General features: G+C 35.5%; 23 protein-coding genes and 1 other annotated feature. Of the genes, 1 reads left to right on the top strand and 22 read right to left on the bottom strand.

Annotated features, from left to right (window positions below; all coding sequences use genetic code 11):
• Positions 1-102: 102 nt before the first annotated feature.
• Positions 103-588, top strand: a complete 486-nt coding sequence (locus COC46_RS06745; RefSeq protein WP_098808981.1) for a PaaI family thioesterase — start codon at positions 103-105, stop codon at positions 586-588.
• Positions 589-1070: 482 nt separating this feature from the next.
• On the opposite strand, the gene pyrE is transcribed toward COC46_RS06745, so the two are convergent.
• The 22 genes from pyrE to COC46_RS06635 all read right to left on the bottom strand — a co-directional run bounded on the left by pyrE (position 1071) and on the right by COC46_RS06635 (position 22869).
• Positions 1071-1709, bottom strand: a complete 639-nt coding sequence (pyrE, locus tag COC46_RS06740; RefSeq protein WP_098808980.1) for an orotate phosphoribosyltransferase — start codon at positions 1707-1709, stop codon at positions 1071-1073.
• Positions 1706-2416 (bottom strand): orotidine-5'-phosphate decarboxylase, encoded by a 711-nt coding sequence (gene pyrF / locus COC46_RS06735; protein ID WP_098808979.1) that lies wholly within the window; start codon positions 2414-2416, stop codon positions 1706-1708. Before pyrF ends, pyrE begins: the two co-directional genes overlap by 4 nt.
• Positions 2391-3329, bottom strand: coding sequence for a dihydroorotate dehydrogenase (locus COC46_RS06730; RefSeq protein ID WP_098808978.1), 939 nt, complete (start codon positions 3327-3329; stop codon positions 2391-2393). Before COC46_RS06730 ends, pyrF begins: the two co-directional genes overlap by 26 nt.
• Positions 3326-4096, bottom strand: coding sequence for a dihydroorotate dehydrogenase electron transfer subunit (locus tag COC46_RS06725; protein ID WP_098808977.1), 771 nt, complete (start codon positions 4094-4096; stop codon positions 3326-3328). The genes COC46_RS06730 and COC46_RS06725 overlap by 4 nt, the downstream gene beginning before the upstream one ends.
• Entirely contained in the window at positions 4093-7305 is a 3213-nt protein-coding gene (gene carB / locus COC46_RS06720; RefSeq protein ID WP_098808976.1) for a carbamoyl-phosphate synthase large subunit, read from the bottom strand. Before carB ends, COC46_RS06725 begins: the two co-directional genes overlap by 4 nt.
• Positions 7290-8390: a carbamoyl phosphate synthase small subunit gene (locus COC46_RS06715; RefSeq protein WP_098808975.1), complete on the bottom strand. Its 1101-nt coding sequence runs from the start codon at positions 8388-8390 to the stop codon at positions 7290-7292. Before COC46_RS06715 ends, carB begins: the two co-directional genes overlap by 16 nt.
• Positions 8387-9673, bottom strand: a complete 1287-nt coding sequence (locus tag COC46_RS06710; protein ID WP_098808974.1) for a dihydroorotase — start codon at positions 9671-9673, stop codon at positions 8387-8389. Before COC46_RS06710 ends, COC46_RS06715 begins: the two co-directional genes overlap by 4 nt.
• Positions 9657-10568, bottom strand: coding sequence for an aspartate carbamoyltransferase catalytic subunit (locus COC46_RS06705; protein ID WP_098808973.1), 912 nt, complete (start codon positions 10566-10568; stop codon positions 9657-9659). Before COC46_RS06705 ends, COC46_RS06710 begins: the two co-directional genes overlap by 17 nt.
• Positions 10569-10650: 82 nt before the next feature.
• Positions 10651-11958: a solute carrier family 23 protein gene (locus COC46_RS06700; protein WP_098808972.1), complete on the bottom strand. Its 1308-nt coding sequence runs from the start codon at positions 11956-11958 to the stop codon at positions 10651-10653.
• Positions 11959-12088: 130 nt separating this feature from the next.
• Positions 12089-12631: a bifunctional pyr operon transcriptional regulator/uracil phosphoribosyltransferase PyrR gene (gene pyrR, locus COC46_RS06695; protein WP_098808971.1), complete on the bottom strand. Its 543-nt coding sequence runs from the start codon at positions 12629-12631 to the stop codon at positions 12089-12091.
• Positions 12632-12817: 186 nt separating this feature from the next.
• A complete protein-coding gene (locus COC46_RS06690) occupies positions 12818-13726 on the bottom strand; it encodes an RluA family pseudouridine synthase (protein WP_098808970.1) in 909 nt (302 codons plus the stop codon).
• Positions 13723-14181, bottom strand: a complete 459-nt coding sequence (gene lspA / locus COC46_RS06685) for a signal peptidase II (RefSeq protein WP_098808969.1) — start codon at positions 14179-14181, stop codon at positions 13723-13725. The genes COC46_RS06690 and lspA overlap by 4 nt, the downstream gene beginning before the upstream one ends.
• A 71-nt stretch (positions 14182-14252) precedes the next feature.
• Positions 14253-14576, bottom strand: coding sequence for a TraR/DksA family transcriptional regulator (locus COC46_RS06680; protein ID WP_098808968.1), 324 nt, complete (start codon positions 14574-14576; stop codon positions 14253-14255).
• Positions 14577-14812: 236 nt separating this feature from the next.
• On the bottom strand, positions 14813-15277 hold the full coding sequence (locus COC46_RS06675; RefSeq protein WP_098808967.1) for a DUF2269 family protein: 465 nt from the start codon (positions 15275-15277) through the stop codon (positions 14813-14815).
• A 217-nt stretch (positions 15278-15494) separates the two neighbouring features.
• Positions 15495-18251 (bottom strand): isoleucine--tRNA ligase, encoded by a 2757-nt coding sequence (gene ileS / locus COC46_RS06670; protein WP_098808966.1) that lies wholly within the window; start codon positions 18249-18251, stop codon positions 15495-15497.
• Positions 18252-18507: 256 nt separating this feature from the next.
• Positions 18508-18730: a binding site (T-box leader), on the bottom strand.
• Positions 18731-18785: 55 nt separating this feature from the next.
• Complete coding sequence (locus tag COC46_RS06665) at positions 18786-19274, bottom strand: DivIVA domain-containing protein (RefSeq protein WP_098808965.1); 489 nt, start codon at positions 19272-19274, stop codon at positions 18786-18788.
• Between the two features lie 85 nt (positions 19275-19359).
• Positions 19360-20133, bottom strand: a complete 774-nt coding sequence (locus tag COC46_RS06660) for a YlmH family RNA-binding protein (protein ID WP_098808964.1) — start codon at positions 20131-20133, stop codon at positions 19360-19362.
• Between the two features lie 68 nt (positions 20134-20201).
• Complete coding sequence (locus tag COC46_RS06655) at positions 20202-20462, bottom strand: YggT family protein (protein ID WP_098808963.1); 261 nt, start codon at positions 20460-20462, stop codon at positions 20202-20204.
• A gap of 4 nt (positions 20463-20466) precedes the next feature.
• The gene (locus COC46_RS06650; RefSeq protein WP_098808962.1) at positions 20467-20958 is read right to left on the bottom strand and encodes a cell division protein SepF; all 492 of its coding nucleotides are present in this window, start codon (positions 20956-20958) and stop codon (positions 20467-20469) included.
• 5 nt (positions 20959-20963) lie between these two features.
• The gene (locus COC46_RS06645; protein WP_098808961.1) at positions 20964-21638 is read right to left on the bottom strand and encodes a YggS family pyridoxal phosphate-dependent enzyme; all 675 of its coding nucleotides are present in this window, start codon (positions 21636-21638) and stop codon (positions 20964-20966) included.
• Between the two features lie 4 nt (positions 21639-21642).
• Complete coding sequence (gene pgeF, locus COC46_RS06640) at positions 21643-22467, bottom strand: peptidoglycan editing factor PgeF (RefSeq protein WP_098808960.1); 825 nt, start codon at positions 22465-22467, stop codon at positions 21643-21645.
• 120 nt (positions 22468-22587) lie between these two features.
• Positions 22588-22869 carry a YlmC/YmxH family sporulation protein gene (locus COC46_RS06635; RefSeq protein WP_098808959.1) on the bottom strand — a complete coding sequence of 94 codons (282 nt, stop codon included), beginning with the start codon at positions 22867-22869 and terminating at the stop codon, positions 22588-22590.
• Positions 22870-23228 lie beyond the last annotated feature (359 nt).

Genomic DNA, 23228 nt, shown 5'->3' with positions numbered 1-23228 from the left:
TGTGTATTAGAAAGACCTTATATATAGTTAAAGTACAATTTGACAAAACACTCACTCATATTAGTTTGGATTAACTGAATGCATTACTAGGGAGGATTAATAATGGAAGAAATAATTGACAAAGCAATACAAGATGTCTACCCCGATGATTTCGCTTGGTGTTATGGGTGCGGTCGATTAAATAAAGATGGTCACCATCTAAGAACTGGTTGGCAAGGTGATAAAACCGTTACTATCTTTACACCTGATTCAAAGTACATAGGAATTCCTGGTTTTATTTATGGTGGATTAATAGCATCGTTAATGGATTGCCACGGATCAGGGTCTGCCGCACTTGCATTACACCGTAAAAATGGGAATGAAATTGGTGATGGGTCAGTGCCACCTAGGTTTGTTACTGCTACTCTCAATGTGGAATTCCTGGCACCAACTCCGCAAGATGTGCCACTAAAAGCAATTGGAACTGTTGAAGAAATCCATCCTAAAAGATGGAAAGTTCATACAGAACTATTTGCAAATGATATTCTTTGTGCTCGTGGAGAAGTAGTACTTGTTGTAATGCCTAGTACATTTATCAAAAAAACATAACTACTTCGTTTCAAAACTAAAATATGACCAAGATGGGTGCCCAATAGTCAAAGGACTTTTGAGCACTCTTTTTTAGTTTGATAGCACGGAAGTCGAACACTTTGTGAACTTCGCTTAAATAATGGGGAAACCGGCTCAATTAATGTTGAAACCGGCAATTAATGTTTGATTCCGCTTAAATAATTCAGAAACCTACACAATTAGTGCAGTAACTGATTGGAATCAAATTTAGAGAGTAGCAATCAGTCCAGAATTTCGTAAATCAGAAGAGAAATGGCTAAATTTAGCGTAAAAAACATAAAAAACTGCCTCAAAATGTTGTCATTCAACGACCTTTTGAGACAGCCTCTTTTTGATTAGTATTAAATGAGGAACTCACCAATAGAAAACAAAATAACTCCAATAAATCCCCAGGTTACTCCCCTTCTCTAGATCAAAACAAAAAAGATGACCCCAATGGGTCATCTTTCCTATCCTAAGTATTAAACTTCAACAGTCATCCAACTTGCGTCTTGTGGATTTTTTCTCCATGCTGTTAGTTTTGCTACGTGTTCTTCTTCGATTGAGCCTTGTTCTTTTGCTACTTCAACTAGTGTGTCATAGTCAGTTAGTGAGTCATAAGTTACGTCATTTGCACTGAATTTTTCAACTGCTGCTGGAAGATTGTAAGTGAAGATTGATACTACTCCAAGTACTTCACAGCCTGCTTCGCGTAGAGCATCAACACATGTTATTACGCTGCCGCCTGTTGAGATTAAGTCTTCTACAACTACTACTTTTTGTCCAGCTTTGATTGGGCCTTCGATTTGATTTCCTTTGCCGTGTCCTTTTGCAGAGCTACGTACATATACCATTGGTAATTCCATTAGGTCACTTGTCCATGCTGCATGTGGAATTCCTGCAGTTGCAGTTCCTGCGATCACATCTACGTTTCCAAATTTTGTTTGAATTAGTTCTACTAGGCCATTTGCGATGTTTTTACGAATTTCAGGATAGCCAAGAGTTAGGCGATTATCACAATAGATTGGAGATTTGATTCCTGATGCCCAAGTAAATGGATTTTCAGGTTGAAGGCTTACTGCCCCAATGCTTAGTAAGTTTGCTGCGATATTTTTTTTCATATTGTTACGCCCTCCCATTGTGCTAATATTTCTGTATATGCTTCTACTGGATTTTCACTTTTTGTAATACTGCGTCCTACTACAATATAGCTACTTCCTAATTGTCTAGCTTTCGCTGGAGTTGTTACACGTACTTGATCATCTACACTATTATCGGCTAGACGGATGCCAGGTGTTACAGTTATAAAGTTATCACCTTCAACTGCTGCTTTCACTAACTCTACATCAAGTGGAGAGCAGACTACGCCATCTAGTCCACTTTCTTCTGTAATAGCAGCATAAAGCTTAATTGAATCCTTTAAGGATGAAAGTCCTTGTTCGTGGATTACTTGCTCTTCTGATGTGCTTGTTAGTTGCGTTACAGCAATTAGTTGAGGTCTTTTTTTACCGGCTGGCGTGCCTTCTTCTAGTCCTTCTAATGCTGCTTTCATCATTTTCGTTCCACCAGCTGCATGTACATTTACCATGTCTACTTCTAAAGAGGCGATGTTTTTCATTGCATGTTTTACTGTATTTGGAATATCATGAAGCTTTAAATCTAGGAAGATTTGATGTCCTAATTCTTTTAACTCCTTAATGATTGCTGGACCCTCTTTGTAAAATAGCTCCATCCCTACCTTTACATATAGAGACTGTTGAAATTTTTTTACAAAATTCATTACTTCATCTTTTGATGAAAAATCAAGCGCGATGACCACTTGTGACATGTTGTTTCCAGCTCCTTCCAATACATTCTTCAATCGACTGATATCCATATTTGTGTAGTACTTCTGGTAGTTCTTCAATAATAGTTGGACAAGCAAATGGATCAACAAAGTTTGCCGTTCCTACACCGATTGCACTTGCTCCTGCTAGGAAAAATTCGAGTGCATCTTCTGCGTTCATTACGCCACCCATTCCGATAATCGGGATGTTTACTACTTGACTTACATCATGGATCATTCGTATCGCTACTGGTTTAATGGCAGGACCAGATAGCCCTCCAGTTTTATTTGCAAGAATCGGTTTTCCCGTTCTTAAATCTAGTCTCATACCAAGTAATGTATTGATCATTGTTAAACCATCTGCACCTGCATTTTCAATTGCTTTTGCGATTTCAACAATGTTCGTTACATTAGGTGATAATTTTACGTAAAGTGGAACTTCGCTTACTTCCTTAACTTTCTTTGTCACTTCTGCTGCAGTTGCTGCATCAGTACCAAATGCAATCCCACCACATTTTACATTTGGGCATGAGATGTTTAATTCTAATGCTTTTACATTACTTACTTTTGATATTTCTTTTGCAACTGTTACATAGTCTTCAATCGTAGATCCAGCAATATTTGCAACGATCGGTACATCATAGTTAGATAACCATTTTAATTCTTCGTTAATTACTTTTTCTAAGCCAGGGTTTTGTAGGCCAATTGCATTTAACATCCCCGCCCCAGTTTCTGCTACACGAGGTGTTTCATTTCCGTATCTTGTTTCAACTGTTGTTGCTTTTATCATTATAGCTCCAAGAATGCTTAGATCGTATAGATTTGCAAACTCTCTACCAAATCCAAAGCAACCAGAAGCTGGCATAATAGGATTTTTTAAATCTAAGCCAGGAAGTTTTGTTTGTAATGAAATCATAGTACTACCTCCTCAGCTTGGAATACTGGTCCATCGCTACAAATTTTACGATATGAACCGTCTTCAGTATGGCATACACATGCAAAACAAGCTCCGATTCCACAGCCCATGCGTTCTTCAAGTGATATATAGCCATCCTTCATACCTTTATATTGCTGCTGTAATGCCTTTAACATTACTGTTGGACCACATGCGAAGTATTGATCAAATTGAAGTCCTTTTTCACGAATTACATCTGTAACGAATCCTTTTGTACCTAAAGTCCCATCTACTGTTGCCATATAAGTTGGGCCTAATTCTGAAAATTCTTTTTCATAAAAAGCCACATTGCTTGATGCAAATCCTAGTACATGAATGACATTCACACCACGTGCTTTAAATTGCTTAGAAAGTTCATACATCGGAGGTACTCCAATTCCACCACCAACAAGTAGAGCCGTATCCCCTTCTGAAAGAGTTTCAACATCATATCCTTGACCTAGAGGACCTAATACATCAACCTGTTGTCCAACGCTTGCTTCTTTTAAAAGCTTTGTTCCTTCACCTTCTGCGCGGAATATCATCGTGAACTCACTTTTCTCTTTGTCGATCGAACATATACTGATTGGTCTTCTTAATAGTGGTGTTAGTCCACCAGTCACTTTTATATGGACGAACTGCCCAGGAGAGTGCATCTCCTGAACAAGTTCACCTTTTAATGTCATTTCGACAATTTGATGGGCAATTTCTCTGTTTGAGACAATTGTCATGAGTTCTTTTTTTATCATACTAATACGCCAGCCTTCATTTCTTTGTTTGGTAGAGCAGAAGTTGAGAATGTTAAACTTTCAATTACTGACAGAATCGCAGTTGCTGTATCTAGTGAAGTTAAGCAAACTACTCCGTTTTCAACTGATTCACGACGAATTCTGAAACCATCACGAGCTGGTTTTTTACCTTTTGTTAAAGTGTTGATAACAAATTGTGCATCTCCGCGCTTAATCATATCTAACATATTATCTTCATGCTCGTTAATTTTGTTTACCGCTTTTACTGGTACGCCTTGGTTTTCTAAATGATTTTTAGTTCCTTCTGTACCGAATACTGTAAATCCAATTTCATGGAAGCGTTTTGCGATATTTACTACTTCTTCTTTATCTTTATCAGCTACTGTAATGATGACTGATCCGTGAGTTGGGATTTGCATTCCAGAAGCTACTAGAGCTTTGTATAATGCTTTTTGAAGACTTACATCTTTCCCCATTACTTCTCCAGTTGATTTCATTTCAGGGCCTAATGTTATATCTACTGAGCGTAGTTTAGCGAATGAGAATACTGGTGCTTTTACATAAACTTCATTTCCTTCTGGATGGTAACCTGTTGCATATCCGAATGAAGCTAATGTTTGACCAAGGATTACTTTTGTTGCAATATTCGCCATTGGTACATTTGTAATTTTACTTAAGAAAGGTACTGTACGGCTTGACCTTGGGTTTACTTCTAGTACAAATACTTCATCTTTATCTGTTACAACAAACTGGATGTTTAGTAAACCTTTAATATTTAAGCCTTTTGCTAGTTTGATTGTGTAATCGATTAATTTTTGTTTCGCAGCATCTGATACATTTTGTGTTGGATATACTGCGATCGAATCTCCAGAGTGAACTCCAGCTCGCTCGATATGCTCCATAATACCTGGGATGTATACATCGATTCCGTCAGAAATTGCATCTACTTCAATTTCTTTACCAGTTAGGTAACGGTCAACTAGTACTGGGTGTTCTGGATTGATTTTTACTGCATTTTGCATGTAGTGAAGAATCTCTTCACGGCGGTATACAATCTCCATAGCGCGTCCACCTAGTACATAAGATGGTCTTACTAATACTGGGTAACCTATTTCATCAGCGATTGCCGCTGCTTCTTCAGGCGTCATTGCTGTTTTACCTAGTGGTTGTGGTACACCTAATTGTTGAAGTGCTTCTTCAAACTTGTCACGGTCTTCTGCACGATCTAGATCTTCTAGTGAAGTTCCAAGAATTTTCACACCGCGTTCTACTAATTTGCTTGCTAAGTTAATTGCTGTTTGACCACCGAATTGAACAACTACACCCATCGGTTTTTCTAAATCGATAATGTGCATTACGTCTTCGATTGTTAAAGGTTCGAAATAAAGTTTGTCAGAGATACTGAAATCAGTTGAAACTGTTTCTGGGTTGTTGTTGATGATGATTGCTTCGTATCCAGCTTCTTTAATCGCTCTTACACAATGTACTGTTGCATAGTCAAACTCAATACCTTGACCGATTCGAATTGGACCAGATCCAAGTACGACTACACTCGTTTTATCCGTCACAATTGATTCATTTTCGATTTCATATGTGCCGTAGAAGTATGGAGTTGTAGATTCAAACTCAGCAGAACATGTATCAACCATTTTATAAACTGGAATGATTTGATTTTGTTTTCTAAATTCGTAAATTTCTTTATTTGTTGCATTCCATTTCTCTGCAATATAATCATCACTGAAGCCCATTTTCTTAGCTTTTAAAAGTACATCTAGTTCAAAATGGTTTTCTTCAATTTGTTTTTCCATTTTAATGATATTTTCAATTTTGTGTAAGAAGAAGAAATCAATTTTTGTAATTGAGTGTATTTCTTCTAATGTCATACCCATTCTCATTGCTTCAGCAACAATGTATAGTCTTTCATCGTCAGCTTTTGCCATGCGAGCAATCATTTGTTCTTTAGACAGGTCTTTTACTGCGTTAAGTTCGATGTGATTTACGCCTAATTCTAGGGAGCGAACCGCTTTTAATAATGACTCTTCAAGTGTTCTACCGATCGCCATTACTTCTCCAGTTGCTTTCATTTGTGTTCCTAACTGACGGTTTGCAGTTTCGAACTTATCAAATGGCCAACGTGGAATTTTTGATACGATATAGTCTAATGCTGGCTCGAAGCAAGCATAAGTTTTCTTAGTAACTGGGTTAATCATTTCATCTAGTGTTAAGCCTACTGCGATTTTCGCTGCTAATTTTGCAATCGGGTAACCTGTAGCTTTTGAAGCTAACGCACTTGAACGTGATACACGTGGGTTTACTTCGATTACATAGTATTGGAAGCTATCCGCATCTAGTGCAAGCTGTACGTTACATCCACCTTCGATTCCTAATGCACGAATGATTTTTAATGATACATTTCGTAGCATTTGATATTCACGATCACTTAATGTTTGAGAAGGAGCTACTACGATTGAATCTCCTGTATGAACTCCAACTGGGTCGATGTTTTCCATGTTACATACTACAATCGCATGGTCATTTGCATCACGCATTACTTCATACTCGATTTCTTTATAACCAGCGATACTTTTTTCTAATAAACATTGTGTTACTGGGCTATTTTTTAATCCGCTTGCTACGATTTCTTTTAAATCTTCTTCATTACTACAAATTCCTCCACCTGTTCCCCCTAGAGTAAAGGCAGGTCTAACGATAACTGGGTAGCCAATTTCTGCTACGAAGTCAAATGCTTCTTCTAAAGTATGAATGATTGCACTTTCTGGTACTGGCTCGTTTAAGTCGTTCATTAATGTTCTGAATAAATCGCGGTCTTCTGCGCGGTTAATCGCTTCTAGAGTAGTTCCTAAAATTTTTACTCCACACTCTTTTAACACGCCAGATTTATCTAATTCTACCGCTAGGTTAAGTCCTGTTTGACCTCCTAATGTTGGTAAAAGTGCATCTGGACGTTCTTTACGAATAATTCGACTAACGAAATCTACTGTTAGTGGCTCGATGTATACTTTATCTGCTGTTTGTACATCTGTCATAATTGTTGCAGGGTTTGAGTTTACAAGAATTACTTTGTATCCTTCTTCTTTCAATGCCTGACAAGCCTGTGTTCCAGCATAGTCAAATTCTGCTGCTTGACCGATTATGATTGGTCCTGATCCGATTACTAAGATTGTTTCAATGTCTACGCGTTTTGGCATTGTAAGTTCCCCTCTCTTTTCTGTGCTTCCATCATGCTAATAAATTCGTCAAATAAGTAGTTTGCATCTTCTGGTCCAGGTGATGCTTCTGGGTGATATTGTACTGTGAAAGCTGGGTATTTCTTATGTTTAAGTCCTTCTACTGTTCCATCATTTAATGCAACATGTGTTACTTCTAAGTCAGTTCCTTCAATTGACTCAGTTTCTACAGCATAACCGTGATTTTGTGAAGTAATTGCTACTTTTCCTGTTTCTAAATGCTTAACTGGATGGTTCGCACCACGATGTCCGAATTTAAGTTTTGAAGTATTTCCTCCATTTGCTAAAGCGAATAATTGGTGACCTAAGCAAATTCCGAATAATGGTACTTTACCTACTACTTCTTTAATCATTTCGATTGCTACTTGAACATCTTTTGGATCTCCAGGTCCATTACTTAACATAATTCCATCTGGAGCTAGTAAGAATATTTCTTTTGCCGATACGTTATAAGGCACAACTGTAACGTCGCATTTACGATTTGTTAATTCTCTTAGAATACCGTGTTTCATACCGAAATCTACTAAAACCACTCGGTGTCCTCTACCTGGACTTCTATATGGCTTTTGTGTAGAAACACGCTCAACATGATTTGTGAATAACGGTGTGTTTGCTAATTCTGCAACTACTTCATCAACATTTGCTTCCATGTTGCAGAACTTTCCTTTCATTGTTCCAACTTCACGTAACTTTTTAGTTAACATACGTGTATCGATTCCTGCTAAACCTGGGATTCCTTTGTCTTTACAGTATTGATCTAAGCTCATTTTGTTTCGGAAATTTGATGGGTGCTCAGCATATTCTTTTACAATTAAGCCGTGAACTGCTGGTACGATACTTTCAAAATCCTCTAAATTGATTCCGTAGTTACCTACTAATGGGTAAGTGAATGTTACGATTTGTCCACAGTAAGATGGGTCAGTTAATACTTCTTGATATCCTGTCATACCTGTTGTAAATACTATTTCTCCTGTTGTTTCAACTTCGCTACCAAATCCTTCTCCTACAAAAACTGTACCGTCTTCTAATATTAATTGACGCATCATACTGTTAGTTCCTCTCTTTCATATACTAATTTGCCATTTACCATTGTCATTACCGGCCAACCTTTACATTTCCAGCCATCGAATGGTGTATTTTTACCTTTTGAAAGGAATGTTGTTGAATCGATTTCCTCTTCTAATTCTAAGTCGATTACAGTTAAGTCTGCCACCGCTCCAACTTCAATTTTCCCTCTATTTAAGTTAAAAACTTCAGCAGGCTTAGTTGTTAAAAAGTTGATTATTTGCTGTAAAGTCATTTTCTTTGTTTCTACAAAGTGCGTGTTTAATAGTGGAAATGCGGTTTCTAATCCTACAATTCCAAATGGTGCTAATTGCATACCTTGTGCTTTTTCCTCAGCTGTATGAGGTGCATGATCTGTTGCAATCATGTCGATTGTTCCATCAAGTAATCCTTCGATTAAAGCTTCACGATCGATTGCACTTCTTAAAGGTGGATTCATTTTGAAATTTGTATCTAAGCCTGGGATATCATCTTCACAAAGAATTAAATGGTGTGGAGATACTTCCGCAGTTACATTTATTCCAGCTCGTTTTGCATCGCGTACTACTCTTACTGATTCCTTTGTACTAATATGGCAAACATGATAATGACAACCTGTAGCTTCAGCTAATAAAACATCTCTAGCAATTTGAACACTTTCGCAAATTGAAGGTATTCCATTTAAACCATGTTCTTTCGAAAACTTGCCTTCGTGAACACATCCTTTTTGAATTAGCGTGTTTTCTTCACAATGTGCAACGATCGAGACATTTAGTTCAGCTGCTTTTTGCATTGCTTTGTACATCATCTCAGCAGATTGAACTCCAACACCATCATCTGTGAAGGCAAATGCTCCATTCTCTTTTAAAGCTTCAAAGTCTGTTTGTTCTTCACCAGCTTGTCGTATTGTAATTGATGCATATGGTAATACGTTTACAACTGCTGTTTCTTCTATTTTTTTATTTAAGGCTGTTAGGTGTTCGATTGTATCTGGTACTGGACGAGTATTTGGCATTGCACAAATTGATGTAAATCCACCTCTTGCTGCTGCTTTTGTACCTGTTTCGATTGTCTCCTTATGTTCACCACCTGGCTCACGAAGATGAACATGAACATCTATTAAACCTGCTGAAAGTAATTTGCCGTTTAATTCGATTTGTACCGCATCTTCATCAACAATTGTTTCAGCGATTACTGAAATTTTTCCTTTGACTACTAATACGTCTTTATTTAGAAGTTCACCATTTTCTTGTAAGATGACACCGTTTTTAAACAAGTACTTCATTTTTCATCTCTCCCCATACTGTTGGTAAGGCTCTTTTTAGAACAGCCATTCGTACATATACACCATTTTCCATTTGCTTAAAGATTCTTGATCGCTCGCACTCTACTAGGTCACTCGCAATTTCAACATCTCGATTAAATGGAGCTGGATGCATGATAATGCTATTAGGTTTCATTTTTGCTTCTCTTTCAACTGTTAGACCATGCTTTTGTAAGTAATTTTCCATTATGTGATTAGTCTTTGCGTCATGTCTTTCATGCTGTACTCTTAGGAGCATCATCACATCAACTTCTTCAACTAATTCATCTAAATTTTTGTATGTTCCATAAGTATTTTTATCGTCTTTCCATTCATCTGGACTTGCGAAATATACTTCAGCTCCAAGTCTTATTAGTGCTTCAGCATTAGAGCGAGCTACTCTTGAATGTCTTAAGTCTCCTACAATTGCTACTTTTAATCCTTCAAAGCTACCAAATTCTTGTTTAATCGTTAGTAAGTCAAGTAAGCATTGTGTTGGGTGATTTCCACATCCATCGCCGGCATTCAGGATTGGCATTCCTGCATCTTTAATTTCTTGAAAATACTCGTCGTCAGTATGACGTATTACGACTGCCTCAACTCCAATTGCTTGAAGTGTTTTAACTGTGTCATATAAAGTTTCACCCTTTTGGATACTTGAGCTTTCAACTGCTAAGTTAATAACTTCAAGTCCCAGCTTCTTCTGGGCTACTTCAAAGCTGAAGCGAGTTCTCGTACTATTCTCAAAAAATAAATTTGCAACAAATGTCTGACGCTTCAGGCTACTTATTTCTCCATTTGCAAAGTTTTGTGCTTGGTTTAGCAAATCTTGAATTTCTTCAATTGTTAAATCAGACATGGTTAATAAATGATTCATCCGTCATCCCCCTAAATGAATTTCATCCGTTTTATTTCTGGAGCATTCTATTTATTGTAAGAATGCCCCACTTAATTGTCATTTATGAAGCTAAGCTATTCTCTTCTTTATCATTTTCGATCATACGATCTCCACCAATTTTTTCTGGAAGGACTAAATTTAGGACTACTCCGATTAGAGCTGATAATGCCATTCCTTCTAGTGCGAATGTCTTACCAATGTGTATTGCCGCTCCACCAATTCCAAGTACTAAGATTACTGAAGCGATGATTAAGTTACGTTGTTTAGAGAAATCTGTCTTGTTTTCTACTAGTACTCGTAATCCGCTTGAAGCGATGATTCCGAATAGTAGGATTGAGATACCACCCATTACAGGTGTTGGGATTGAGCTAATCACTGCTGATATTTTTCCGATGAATCCAAATACCATAGCGAAGATTGCAGCACCAATGAACAGGTATACGCTGTAAGCTCTTGTAATTGCTAGTACTCCGATGTTTTCACCGTAAGTTGTTGTTGTAGGTCCACCGATTAGCCCTGCAATCATTGTTGAAACTGCGTCTCCAAATAATGACTTATCTAATCCAGGATCTTTAATTAAGTCTTTATTTACAACATTTCCAAGTACTACTTGGTGACCTATATGTTCTGAGATTGTCACGATTGCTACTGGTACAAAGATGATTAGTAGCTGTAATGTGACATGCGGTGTGTAATTTACAAATGGTACTGAGAAATCTGGTACTGCTAACCAATGTGCTTTAGCAATTCCTGTGAAATCTACTACTCCAAAGAAGATTGAAGTAATGTAACCACCGATAATCCCTACTAAAATTGGTATAACTGATAAGAAACCTTTTGTGAATAATGCTGTTATGATTGTGATCGCTAGTGTAATTAGCGCGATTGTAATTGATGTTGAGCTGTATTTACCATCAGCTCCGTTCATTGCCATTCCAACTGCCACCGAAGATAAACTTAATCCGATTACGATGATTACCGGCCCAACAACGATTGGTGGTAATACTTTGAATAACCATTTTACGCCTACTTTGTTTATAATCAGTGAGATAATCGCATAAATAATACCTGTGATGAAAACTCCTACGAACGCTGCACCTGGTTCTAAATTTGTTTTCGCATAAATCATTGGAGCTATGAAAGCGAATGACGACCCTAGGTATGATGGCACCTTACCTCTAGTGATTAGGACGAATACGATCGTTCCAATTCCACTTGATATTAATGCGATTGAAGGATTAATCCCGATTAAGATTGGAGCTAATACTGTAGCTCCAAACATTGCGAATAAATGCTGTAAACTCAGGAAAAACCATTGACCTAAATTCGGTTTTTCATTTATCTCAAGTACAGGTTTTTGTTTTAGCATGTTGATTCCTCCATTTTCCCAATAAAAAAACTCTTTGTGATGATACACAAAGAGTCCAATACGTTGCTTAGAAGGCAGCAACTAACTAGACCCTTTGTTAGCCTCTCTGGACCAAATTTAAAAGGGACTTTTATTTTTCAAATATACTTACTTTATCAAAGTCATCTGTTTCTTTTAAAGCTACGACTACTTTTTCGTTACTCGATGTTGGAATATTCTTACCAACATAGTCTGCTCTTACTGGAAGTTCACGATGTCCTCGATCTACTAATACTGCTAATTGAATTTGGGCCGGTCTACCTAGGTCCATAACTGCGTCCATTGCGGCACGAACTGTTCTACCTGTGTAAAGCACATCATCAACTAAAATTACTTTTTTGTTAGTTAAGTCAACAGGAACATTTGAACCTTTCACTAATGGTTCTTTGTTTTCCGTCTTTGTTGATAAATCGTCTCGATAAAGTGTAATATCTAAATCACCCATGATTACATCTTTACCTTCAATTTGTTTAATTCGTTCAGCAATTCGTTTCGCTAGATAAACACCTCTTGTTTTAATTCCTACTAAAACGATGTTTTCAATACCTTTGTTATTCTCTAGCATTTCATGTGCGATTCTTGTTAGACCACGTCTAATTGCCAGTTCGTCTAAGATGATTGCTTTTTCAGTCATTTACCTTACCTCCTACTATTATAGTGTAGAAGCAAAAAACCCTCTTGCCCGATGGACAAGAGGGTAGCGCAAAAGGATACATTTATCCCTTTTCATTTTTCCGCTTCCTTCTCAACCTCACGGGGTTGTGTTAAAGGTTCATTCAACTGTCCTCATTATGACCTATGTCACGATGATTGTCAACAGTTATCTACGTAATTGTTCAATAATATTTTCTAGTACTTTTGGAATAGGTGATGAAAGCTCCAAATACTCATTTGTTCTTGGATGTTTAAATCCTAAAACAGCTGCATGTAGTGCTTGACCATCAATATCCAATGTTTTTCGTGGTCCATATTTTGGATCTCCAGCTAACGGGTATCCAATGTATTTCATATGAACACGAATTTGATGTGTACGGCCTGTTTCAAGCTGACATTCAACTAATGTAAACTCTTCAAAGCGCTCTAACACTTTAAAATGAGTAACAGCTTCTTTACTATTTTCTTCAGTAACTGTCATACTTTGACGATCACTTTTATCTCGTCCGATTGGTGCATCAATTGTGCCTTCCTCATGTGGAATGACACCATGTACAATTGCAATATATTTGCGTACAGATGTTTTTTCACGTAATTGCTCTGCTAGCTTCTCATGTGCCATATCGTTTTTAGCAACCATTAATAAACCTGATGTATCTTTATCGATTCGATGTACAATACCAGGTCTTAATATGCCATTAATGCCTGATAAATCTTTACAATGATACATTAGAGCGTTTACTAAAGTACCCGTTTCATGACCTAATGCAGGGTGAACTACCATTCCACGTGGTTTATTTACGACAATGACATCAGCATCTTCATAATAAATATCAAGTGGAATATCTTCAGCTATTACTTCTAATGGCTTTGGATCAGGTACTGAAACTGATATTTCATCGCCTTGTTTTACTTTATAATTACGTTTAATTTTATCACCGTTCACTAATACAAACTCTTCTTTTAACCAGATTTGAACTTGAGACCTTGACCACTCATCATTTTGAGCAGCAATAAACGTATCGATTCTTTCTAAATGTTGATCTTCTTGAACTGTAAAAGCAAAAACTGTCATTTCTTAACTCCTCTTTTGTCTTCCAATAAAGTAATAATAAATAATAAAATAACGCCTACACAAAGAGCTGAATCTGCGATATTAAATACAGGGAAATCATAATTAAAAATATAAACATGAATAAAATCAACAACTTCTTTTCTGAAGAAACGATCAATAAAATTACCTATCGCACCACCTAAGACTAAACCTAAAGATACCCCTAGGAATTTGTCCTCTTTTGCGTGCTTTTGAATAAAGTAAATTACTGCGACAACAAAGACTAGTGTAATTATATAAAAGAAGCCCATTTTGCCTTGGAGCATCCCCCAAGCCGCTCCTCTATTACGATGTGATGTTATGTAAAAAATATTTTTAATAATCTCAATATTTTCTCCCAAATACATCTTCTTTAATACTGCAAGTTTTGTCAATTGATCAATTAAAATGACAATCACTGCAATAATATATGCCATATTTATCCCCTACCTTATTAGATATCTCATAAAATTTTAGCATAGGGGGAACTTTTATACAATGAATTGTATTAGTAATGATTTCTTACAAAACTAAAATCCTCCAAAGTTCGACCTGTCGGAAGCACTTTTAATTTTTCAACTGCAATCTGTTGTCCAGTTACTTCACAATAACCGTACAATCCATGTTCTATTTTTTGTAATGCAATCTCAATATCATATAAATCATTTTGCATATCTTCAACGAGGGTATTATGTTTGTTTGTCTCTTCTAAAATTGAATGATTATGCCAAACAACCGAAGAGCTTATTGGTTCAGAAAATAAACGATGCAGCAATTCATTTTTAATTTGTTCGAGCTCTTGTTTAATATGGAAAATTTCATTGCTCCTCATCTTCTTCACTCCCAATTATATTTTGTAAAGATACTTTTCCCTCAAATTGAAGTCGATAATAGGTGAAACTTTTTCCTATTAAGGAAATGAAGAAAGATATTTCCACTAATAATTAAACTGTAATGATTAATTTTATTAAATAACATAAGAAAAACCCGCATATAGGATTCAATTTCCTAATGCAGGTGTTTTAGTTCTAAAATTATTGGTCTGAAAATTGTTGAGTCCAATATTTCTTAATTGAGAACGATTGGCTTTAAAATCATAAAAATAAACAAAACAACTCCCATAAAAGAAGCAAAATAAAATAATTTGTTTACATGATTTTGAGCTTTAACGATATCCTGGTCTAATTCGTTTACATCTTTCTGTTTTTCATCAAACAGCCAATTCTCAATTCTTTTTTGTTTCGGAGCTATTAAACCTATTACAACAATTTGAATCAGAATATATAATACTAATGAGCCTATGAGCCAAAGTTGGGTAAACGAACCATAATTACCTAAAAAGTATAGAGTAAGACCACTGATTACAGCTAAACTTCCTCCGATTTTTGGAAACATCTCTAAATACTTAAAAAAACGATAACTCATCCTTAAATCTTCAACTGTTTGGTTTGACCTCGTTAATACATGACCAAAAAATGTTGGACCTACTCCAATTATTGCAGATAATACATGGATCAGCATTAATATTTTCATCCACCCACTCCTTTCATTTAACATTAAAAATATATGAAAAAGACAAGAAAAAAGAGCCGAAAGTTTTTAACTTTCGACTCAGTGTGTAGACAAAGTCNNAAACGGTAATGAGCACCGCAAGCAGGCGAAGCAACGAAGAAAGCGAGCGTTTGTCAACAGTCTGAGCCGAAAGTTTTTAACTTTCGACTCTTCCTTCAAGTGCTTTACCACTTCTTCATTAAATATCTTTTACAACACTTGCACAACGTAAGCAAAGTGTTGGGTGCTCATCATCTTTACCAACTTCTTCTGTTACAACCCAGCAACGTTCACAAGTTTCACCTGTAGCAGGCGTTACTTCGATACTTAATGTATCAAATTTTTGAGCTGTTTTTGGAGCCTGCTCATTGCTACTTGCGACTTCTACTTGTGAAACAATTAATAATTGTTTGAAGTCTTCATGAATCGAATTTAATAACTCAGCAACTTCTGCATTTGGATAGATTTTCACTGCTGCAGTTAGTGATTTACCGATAACTTTTTCATTACGAGCCACTTCAAGTGCTTTTAATACGTCATCACGTAAATCCATGAATTTTTCCCACTTAGCTTCTAAGCTTTGAGTATCACCAAAATCTTTAACGTCTGGCATTTCTGTTAAGAAAATACTTTCAACTGAAGTTCCTGCCATATGAGACCAAACTTCTTCAGCTGTATGAGGTAAAATTGGTGCAACTAAACGAGTTAGTGCTTGTAATGACTCATGTAACACTGTTTGAATTGCTAAACGATCTTTATTCGTTTTAGGCTCAATATATAAAACATCTTTTGATAAATCAAAATAGAATGAACTTAATTCTGTTGTACAGAAATTTTGAATTGTGTGGTAAACATTTGCAAATTCATATTTCTCATATGATTCACGAACAGTTTTAACAACATTGTTTAATTTCACTAACATATATTGATCTAATTCGCGTAGCTCTTCATATTTTAAAGCGTCAACTTCAGCGTTAAATCCATCTAAATTTCCTAATAAGAAACGGAATGTATTACGGATTTTACGGTATACTTCAGCAACTTGCTTCATTAATGCATCAGAAATACGTACATCTGATTGATAGTCTACAGAAGCTACCCATAAACGTAAAATATCCGAACCGTATTGATTCATAATTTTTGATGGTAGGACGATGTTGCCGATTGATTTACTCATTTTACGACCTTCACCATCTAAAACGAAACCATGACTTACTACTGCTTTATATGGAGCTTGGCCTGTTACAGCAACACTAGTACTTAAAGATGAGTTAAACCAACCACGGTATTGGTCAGAACCTTCTAAGTAAATATCTGCAGGGAAAGATAATTCTTCACGAGTATTTAAAACAGCTTGATGTGATGAACCGCTGTCGAACCAAACATCCATAATATCTTTTTCTTTAGTGAATTTACCATTTGGTGAACCAGGATGTGTAAATCCAGCAGGCAATAGTTCTTTCGCTTCTTTTTCAAACCAAATATTTGAGCCATGCACTTTAAATAAGTTCGAAACGTGTTCAATCGTTTCTTCAGTAATAATTGCTTCTCCGTCTTCAGCATAAAATACTGGAATTGGTACTCCCCATACTCGTTGACGTGAAATACACCAATCTCCACGATCACGAACCATGTTAAATAGACGAGTCTCTCCCCAAGCTGGGAACCACTTAGTATCTTGAACAGCTTGCATTAATTGATCACGAATTGCTTCGATTGATGCAAACCATTGTGCAGTTGCACGGAAGATAATTGGTTTTTTTGTTCTCCAGTCATGTGGATAAGAGTGTGTGATAAATTGTAATTTTAATAAAGCACCTTTTTCTTCTAGTGCCTTCGTAATTTCTTTATTAGCTTCATCATAGAATAATCCTTCAAAACCAGGAGCTTCTTTTGTAAGAACACCTTTTTCATCTACTGGACAAAGTACTTCTAATCCGTATTGTTGGCCAACACGGAAGTCATCCTCACCATGACCAGGAGCAGTGTGTACACAACCAGTTCCAGCGTCAGTTGTAACATGGTCACTTAAAACAACAACCGAATCACGATCGTATAATGGGTGCTTACAAACGATTCCTTCAAGAACAGATCCGTTGAATGTCTTTTCTACTACTACATCTTCCCAACCTAATTCCTTTGTAACAGCTTCTCTTAACTCAGTTGCAACTACAAACTTGTCACCATTTACAGCAACTACATCATAGCTTAAGTCAGGATGTAAACATACAGCTAAGTTAGCTGGGATCGTCCAAGGAGTTGTTGTCCAAATGATGAATTTCTCTCCACCATTTAACACATCTTTACCATTTTCAACCGCAAATGCAACATAGATTGATGCAGAACGTTTATCTTGGTACTCGATTTCAGCTTCCGCAAGTGCAGATTCACTTGAAGGTGACCAATATACTGGTTTAAGCCCTTTGTAAATTAATCCCTTAGTAGCCATTTTGCCGAAAACTTTAATTTGTTCAGCTTCATATTCTTTTTCAAGAGTGATGTATGGTCTGTCCCAATCACCTAATATTCCTAAACGTTTAAATTGTTCTTTTTGACGCTCTACTTGTTCGTAAGCATATTCTTCACATCGTTTACGGAATTCTGCTACTGACATTTCTTTACGATTTACTTTTTTGTTTGCTAATGCTTGTTCAATTGGTAAACCATGAGTATCCCAACCTGGAACGTAAGGAGAACGATATCCATTCATATTGTAAAAACGAACAATGAAATCCTTTAATACTTTATTAAGTGCATGTCCCATATGAAGGTCACCGTTCGCGTATGGTGGTCCATCATGTAAAATAAATGAAGGTTTTCCTTCGTTATGTTTTTGAACAGTTGTATAAATGTCTTTTTTGTTCCACTCTTCTTGAATTTGCGGTTCACGTTGAGGTAGGTTTCCTCTCATAGGAAATTCAGTTTTTGGCATAAGTAACGTATCTTTGTACTCCATTTGCTTTCCTCCATTTTTAAACTTTTCAAGTTTGATCTAAAGCTAACTAAACTGTAATGCCAGCTTACTTTCCAATTTTAAATTCCACATTAACGCATTGTATCCATCTTACAAGCCTTTTATTAGTGCAATGTCTATTTATGAATACTTAAAACAGAAAGTTATGAATAAAATTTATAACTTTCGTTTTAATTGGATGGAAATAAAATATGTATAATAAATCGTTGAACAACGCAAAAAACCTTCCTCATCCCAAAAAAGGGACGAGAAAGGTTCCCGTGGTACCACCCTAATTGACAATAAATCCGAAAAATCCATTGTCCACTTAGCATTCGTAACGTGAATGAAACGTCTTTTCTTACTTTTGTTCAGAAAAGCACTCTAGGGTGATTTTCCTTCTATTTTCTATATCAAGCTTACACTATCCTTGACTCGCTACCTAGTTTTATAGAAGTACTCTTCCCTGTCACCGATTTACTATTAATATCTAATAAATTATATGTAAAACTTTACAAATCGTCAAGGCTTATACGATTAGTTTGCAATTTCTTCGGTTTCTTTATCATCTAAAATATGATCCCAATCTTCATGACCTAACATTTCTAATTGTGTCTCAATTGCCATTCTTAAACGAGTGCGGAAAACTTTTGATTGCTTCTTAAGTTCTTCAAATTCCATTGTAACTTTTCTAGATTTAATTAAAGCTTCATTAATAATACGGTCAGCATTTTTCTCTGCTTCCTTAATGATTAGCTTAGCTTCTTTTTGAGCACTACCTTTTACATCTTCAGCAGCTTCTTGCGCAATTAAAATTGACTTATTTAAAGTTTCTTCTATAGTAGAAAAATGCTTTAATCTTTCTTTCATATCAAGAATTTGTTCTTCTAATTGTTTTTTCTCACGAATAACTAATTCATAATCTTTAATGACTTGATCTAAAAACTCGTTTACTTCGTCCTCGTCATAACCACGAAAACTTTTTCCAAATTCTTTATTATGAATATCAAGTGGTGTTAAAGGCAATTAAGCCACCTCCGTGTAAGTTCTATATTAATAGGTTATAATAAATTTTCGACAGTTTCTACGTTTTTCCTTCTACAATTTCTGACTATTTTTTAACACCGTAGTGGATCCGCCATTTTTCTTTTTTCGATAAACCGTCAATTGACCTTAACATTCCTCTTCCAAAACCTTTGACAGAAAATAAATCTCCTTCTTCACATACAAAAGATGTAGAGTCAATTATACGTTGGTTTACTTTAACGTGTTCGGCTTTAATTAAGCTTTGAGCTTTTTGTCGAGATATATTATAGAATTCACTTAATAAAACATCTAAACGTAATGATGACACAGTCCCATTACTAGTTTGCCAATCATCTTCAGATTCAAACAATTCATTAAATGAAATTCTCTTTAATTTAATCGGCGATTTTCCTACAGAGTTTAAGTTATTTTCAACAAAACTTGCTATTTCGTCTGCAACAATCAGTTGGATTTTATCATCTTTAATTAGAATATCACCATATTTTCCTCTTGTAATGCCTAGAGACATTAATGTGCCTAGTACTTGGCGGTGCGATAAAGTATGAAATTTAGTTGCATAATCTAAGTCAAACGCTACTAAAGAATAGTCTTCATCGTTTGGGGTGAAGAAGCTCGGATAAATAATTGCACGCTTTCGTTCACAATCCTGTCTCCCACCAAAAAAAGCGACAAAACACTCTCCTTGATTACCAATAATTGATTGCATAATCATTTGTTCCCTTAAATCAAGAAAATCCGTCAACTTAATCGAATACCGTTCAATTGTTTGTTCCTTCCAACTTATAACCTTTTCTATGAAAACATGTTCTTCTTTACGAAAATGATCATATATACTCATTGATGCAATCCTCTTTTTCATCGAACTAGAAATATTAATTAAAAAAGAGAACCTGTTAGATTCTCTTTTTAGAAGAAACGAGAAATACTTTGAATTCCAATACCAGCAAATTCTAATGCAAATAATGCGACAATTGGTGAAAAATCAAACATACCGATTGATGGAACGATTCGACGGAATGGCTCTAAATACGGTTCTGAAATTGATCCTATTATGCGACCAAAACCTGACTGTCTGATTTGTGGGAACCAGGATAAAATGATATGAATAATGATGATGATTTTATATAAACCGATTAATTGTACTAATAAATTAAAAATAAAATCCATTTAATTACCACCTTTTAATGGAATTGTCTTCCTCAAATAACATATCTGTAATCGTTCCAGAAATATCGACAGTATCCGGTGTACAAATAAACGTATTTGTTCCTATTTTTTTGATATCACCACTTATTGCATATACTGTACCACTTAAGAAATCGACAAAGCGTTTAGCTTGATCGATTTGCATTTGTTGTAGATTAATGACTACTGCTTTTTTAGATTTCAAATGGTCTGCAACATCTTGTGCTTCTGCATATTCACGCGGCTGCGCTAATACAACTTTTGACGTCAATGAAGCTCCTCCTGGTAAACTTACTAATTTTTGCTTTGAAGCATTTCGGTCATAGTTAATTTCTTCATGTGCCTGTTTAGACATTTGTTGTTGTTGTTGTTGTTTGTTTTGGTTTTCATGCTGTTTTTGTTGCTCTTCATATTCATAATCGTCTTCATACTCATCTTCCATTGCAAAAAAGTTTCTTACTTTTCCAATAATACTCATCTTCTCTACCTTCCCTTTCCTACTAAATCAGTACCAATTCTTATGAATGTAGCACCTTCTTCTATAGCGATTTCAAAATCATTTGACATACCCATTGATAATTCAGAGCATGGAATATTTGCAATATGTAAATCTCTTACTTTTTCTTGTAATTCCTTTAATCCTTTGAAACTATTTCGAATAATCGTTACATCTTCGGTAAATGGCGCCATGGTCATTAGCCCAACAACTTGTACTTTATCAAATTCTGAAAGCTGTCTAGCAAATTCAATCACTTCATTAGGTTTTATACCATGCTTTGATTCTTCTCCAGATACATTAACCTGTAAAAAGCACTTTAAGGTTTTAGTTGCTCTTTTTTGAATCTCTTCTGCTAAAGATAGTCGATCTAAGGAATGTAAGTAATCAATACTATGTATGACGTCTTTTACTTTTCTAGTTTGAAGTGAACCAATAAAGTGCCAAACGACTTCACTTTGAATTTGTTCTTGTTTATCCTTCAAACCTTCAATACGGTTTTCACCTAATTGGTCAATCCCTTCAGCTATAGCTTCTTTAGCAACTTCTGCAGATACTTGTTTCGTTACAGCAATTAATGTGACTTCATCATTTCGATTTGCTCTTATTTTTGCTGCATTTATTTGTTCACTAATTCGTTCGTAATTTTGTTTGACTGTCATGTTGTTATTTCCTCCAACCAATATAACTCATCATTCTTCCTGTTTTCCCACCATCTCTACGGTGTGAAAAAAAGACGTCCGGGTTACAGCTTGTACAATAATTTGTCATTATTATATTTTCCTCACTAATGCCCGATTTAATGAGTAATTGTTTGTTTGCTTCTTTTAAATTCAATTTAAATTTCCCGTTTGGTAAAGTAGTCAAAATATTATTTGGAATCTTGTGTTCAAATGCATCACTTACTTTATTCATTACAAAATCATCCACTTCATAACAACAATCACCAATCGATGGACCGATTGCAACTTGGATATTTTTTAGTTGTAAATTTTCTTTTGTTATCCATTTTTCGATTAGACGTCCGCCAATGTTTTGAACTGTACCTTTCCAACCTGCATGAGCTAAGCCAATATATTTACTTGTTGGTTCAATAAAATATAATGGAACACAATCTGCATAACAAGAAGTTAATAATACATCTTCCTCATTCGTATAAAATCCATCTGTTATTGCAATGCTGCTTTCGTAATCTGTAACACCTTTGCCACAATCATTTTTAGTTACTTTTACAACATTATTTCCATGAACTTGTTCTGAACAAATCCATTTTGTCTTTGAAAATTTCAGTTTACTCGCAAGGATTTCTCTATTTTTAACTACTACATCCTTTGAGTCATTTACATGTAATCCAAGATTAAAAGAAGTGAAACAACCTTGGCTAACTCCATCATTTTTGGTTGTAAATCCTGCAACTAAATGTTTATATGAGTCTTCCCAAGGTTGAATCATAAAAGTACTTTCAGTCGATTGAATGAAGCTCTCTTTCATATTTATAAGACCTCACAAAAACTAATTTAGTAAATATATATGTAAACCAGTAAATGGTTTCCTATATTTTACCATAGATTTCACATTTATGATTATTTTTGACAAAAGACAATTACTTTTTTATGTGAATTTTACTGGACTTGCTTGGTTTTCCTCAAAATCTACACTAGAACGGTATTTTACTAAAATGACATCTTCTCCGATCTTCACAATATCATTCCAATAAATTGTCATTTCTTCCTCTTTACTAAAAAAATTCAAGCCTTTTCCTGGTTTTGTTAAAATGATCGACGAAATTTTTCCGTTTGACTGATCAATATCTAAATCAACTATATTCCCTAATTTCTTACCATCAGCAACATTTACAACGTCTTTAACTTGAAAATCTGAAATTCTGGCCATTAAACTTCACCATCCTTTTAATAAAATATATGAAGGAAGGTCCAAACATCATGATAAAATTCAAATAAAAATGTGTTAGACAACGATGTTCTATGCTCATCCTTTGTCTAACACATTAATATCGTATTTTCATTCTTCCATTTTAACTAATTATTAGTTATTGGATTATTTAGTCTTTACAATTATTTGTAAATGAATTTAATTGATATTTTTAAGCTAATTATTATTCAAGTATGTACGATGTCTAGCTCCGGCTCCTAGCCTCTCGAGGTCATAAGTCAATTTCCGGTAAAGGTTAAAAAGCAAACCTTTTCCGGAAATCGTCTTATACTTGTCGGGGCTGAACAGTCGCCTCCGCT

The organism is Bacillus sp. AFS041924 (assembly GCF_002577195.1).
Lineage (GTDB): Bacteria > Bacillota > Bacilli > Bacillales > Bacillaceae_G > Gottfriedia.
This window is presented reverse-complemented; position numbering and strand designations above follow the sequence as displayed.

Bases quoted from the DNA above. Each gene is read 5' to 3' on its own strand.
- COC46_RS06745 (WP_098808981.1), top strand. From the start codon at position 103: ATGGAAGAAATAATTGACAAAGCAATACAAGATGTCTACCCCGATGAT.
- pyrE (WP_098808980.1), bottom strand. From the start codon at position 1,709: ATGAAAAAAAATATCGCAGCAAACTTACTAAGCATTGGGGCAGTAAGC.
- pyrF (WP_098808979.1), bottom strand. From the start codon at position 2,416: ATGTCACAAGTGGTCATCGCGCTTGATTTTTCATCAAAAGATGAAGTA.
- COC46_RS06730 (WP_098808978.1), bottom strand. From the start codon at position 3,329: ATGATTTCATTACAAACAAAACTTCCTGGCTTAGATTTAAAAAATCCT.
- COC46_RS06725 (WP_098808977.1), bottom strand. From the start codon at position 4,096: ATGATAAAAAAAGAACTCATGACAATTGTCTCAAACAGAGAAATTGCC.
- carB (WP_098808976.1), bottom strand. From the start codon at position 7,305: ATGCCAAAACGCGTAGACATTGAAACAATCTTAGTAATCGGATCAGGA.
- COC46_RS06715 (WP_098808975.1), bottom strand. From the start codon at position 8,390: ATGATGCGTCAATTAATATTAGAAGACGGTACAGTTTTTGTAGGAGAA.
- COC46_RS06710 (WP_098808974.1), bottom strand. From the start codon at position 9,673: ATGAAGTACTTGTTTAAAAACGGTGTCATCTTACAAGAAAATGGTGAA.
- COC46_RS06705 (WP_098808973.1), bottom strand. From the start codon at position 10,568: ATGAATCATTTATTAACCATGTCTGATTTAACAATTGAAGAAATTCAA.
- COC46_RS06700 (WP_098808972.1), bottom strand. From the start codon at position 11,958: ATGCTAAAACAAAAACCTGTACTTGAGATAAATGAAAAACCGAATTTA.
- pyrR (WP_098808971.1), bottom strand. From the start codon at position 12,631: ATGACTGAAAAAGCAATCATCTTAGACGAACTGGCAATTAGACGTGGT.
- COC46_RS06690 (WP_098808970.1), bottom strand. From the start codon at position 13,726: ATGACAGTTTTTGCTTTTACAGTTCAAGAAGATCAACATTTAGAAAGA.
- lspA (WP_098808969.1), bottom strand. From the start codon at position 14,181: ATGGCATATATTATTGCAGTGATTGTCATTTTAATTGATCAATTGACA.
- COC46_RS06680 (WP_098808968.1), bottom strand. From the start codon at position 14,576: ATGAGGAGCAATGAAATTTTCCATATTAAACAAGAGCTCGAACAAATT.
- COC46_RS06675 (WP_098808967.1), bottom strand. From the start codon at position 15,277: ATGAAAATATTAATGCTGATCCATGTATTATCTGCAATAATTGGAGTA.
- ileS (WP_098808966.1), bottom strand. From the start codon at position 18,251: ATGGAGTACAAAGATACGTTACTTATGCCAAAAACTGAATTTCCTATG.
- COC46_RS06660 (WP_098808964.1), bottom strand. From the start codon at position 20,133: ATGAGTATATATGATCATTTTCGTAAAGAAGAACATGTTTTCATAGAA.
- COC46_RS06655 (WP_098808963.1), bottom strand. From the start codon at position 20,462: ATGGATTTTATTTTTAATTTATTAGTACAATTAATCGGTTTATATAAA.
- COC46_RS06650 (WP_098808962.1), bottom strand. From the start codon at position 20,958: ATGAGTATTATTGGAAAAGTAAGAAACTTTTTTGCAATGGAAGATGAG.
- COC46_RS06645 (WP_098808961.1), bottom strand. From the start codon at position 21,638: ATGACAGTCAAACAAAATTACGAACGAATTAGTGAACAAATAAATGCA.
- pgeF (WP_098808960.1), bottom strand. From the start codon at position 22,467: ATGAAAGAGAGCTTCATTCAATCGACTGAAAGTACTTTTATGATTCAA.
- COC46_RS06635 (WP_098808959.1), bottom strand. From the start codon at position 22,869: ATGGCCAGAATTTCAGATTTTCAAGTTAAAGACGTTGTAAATGTTGCT.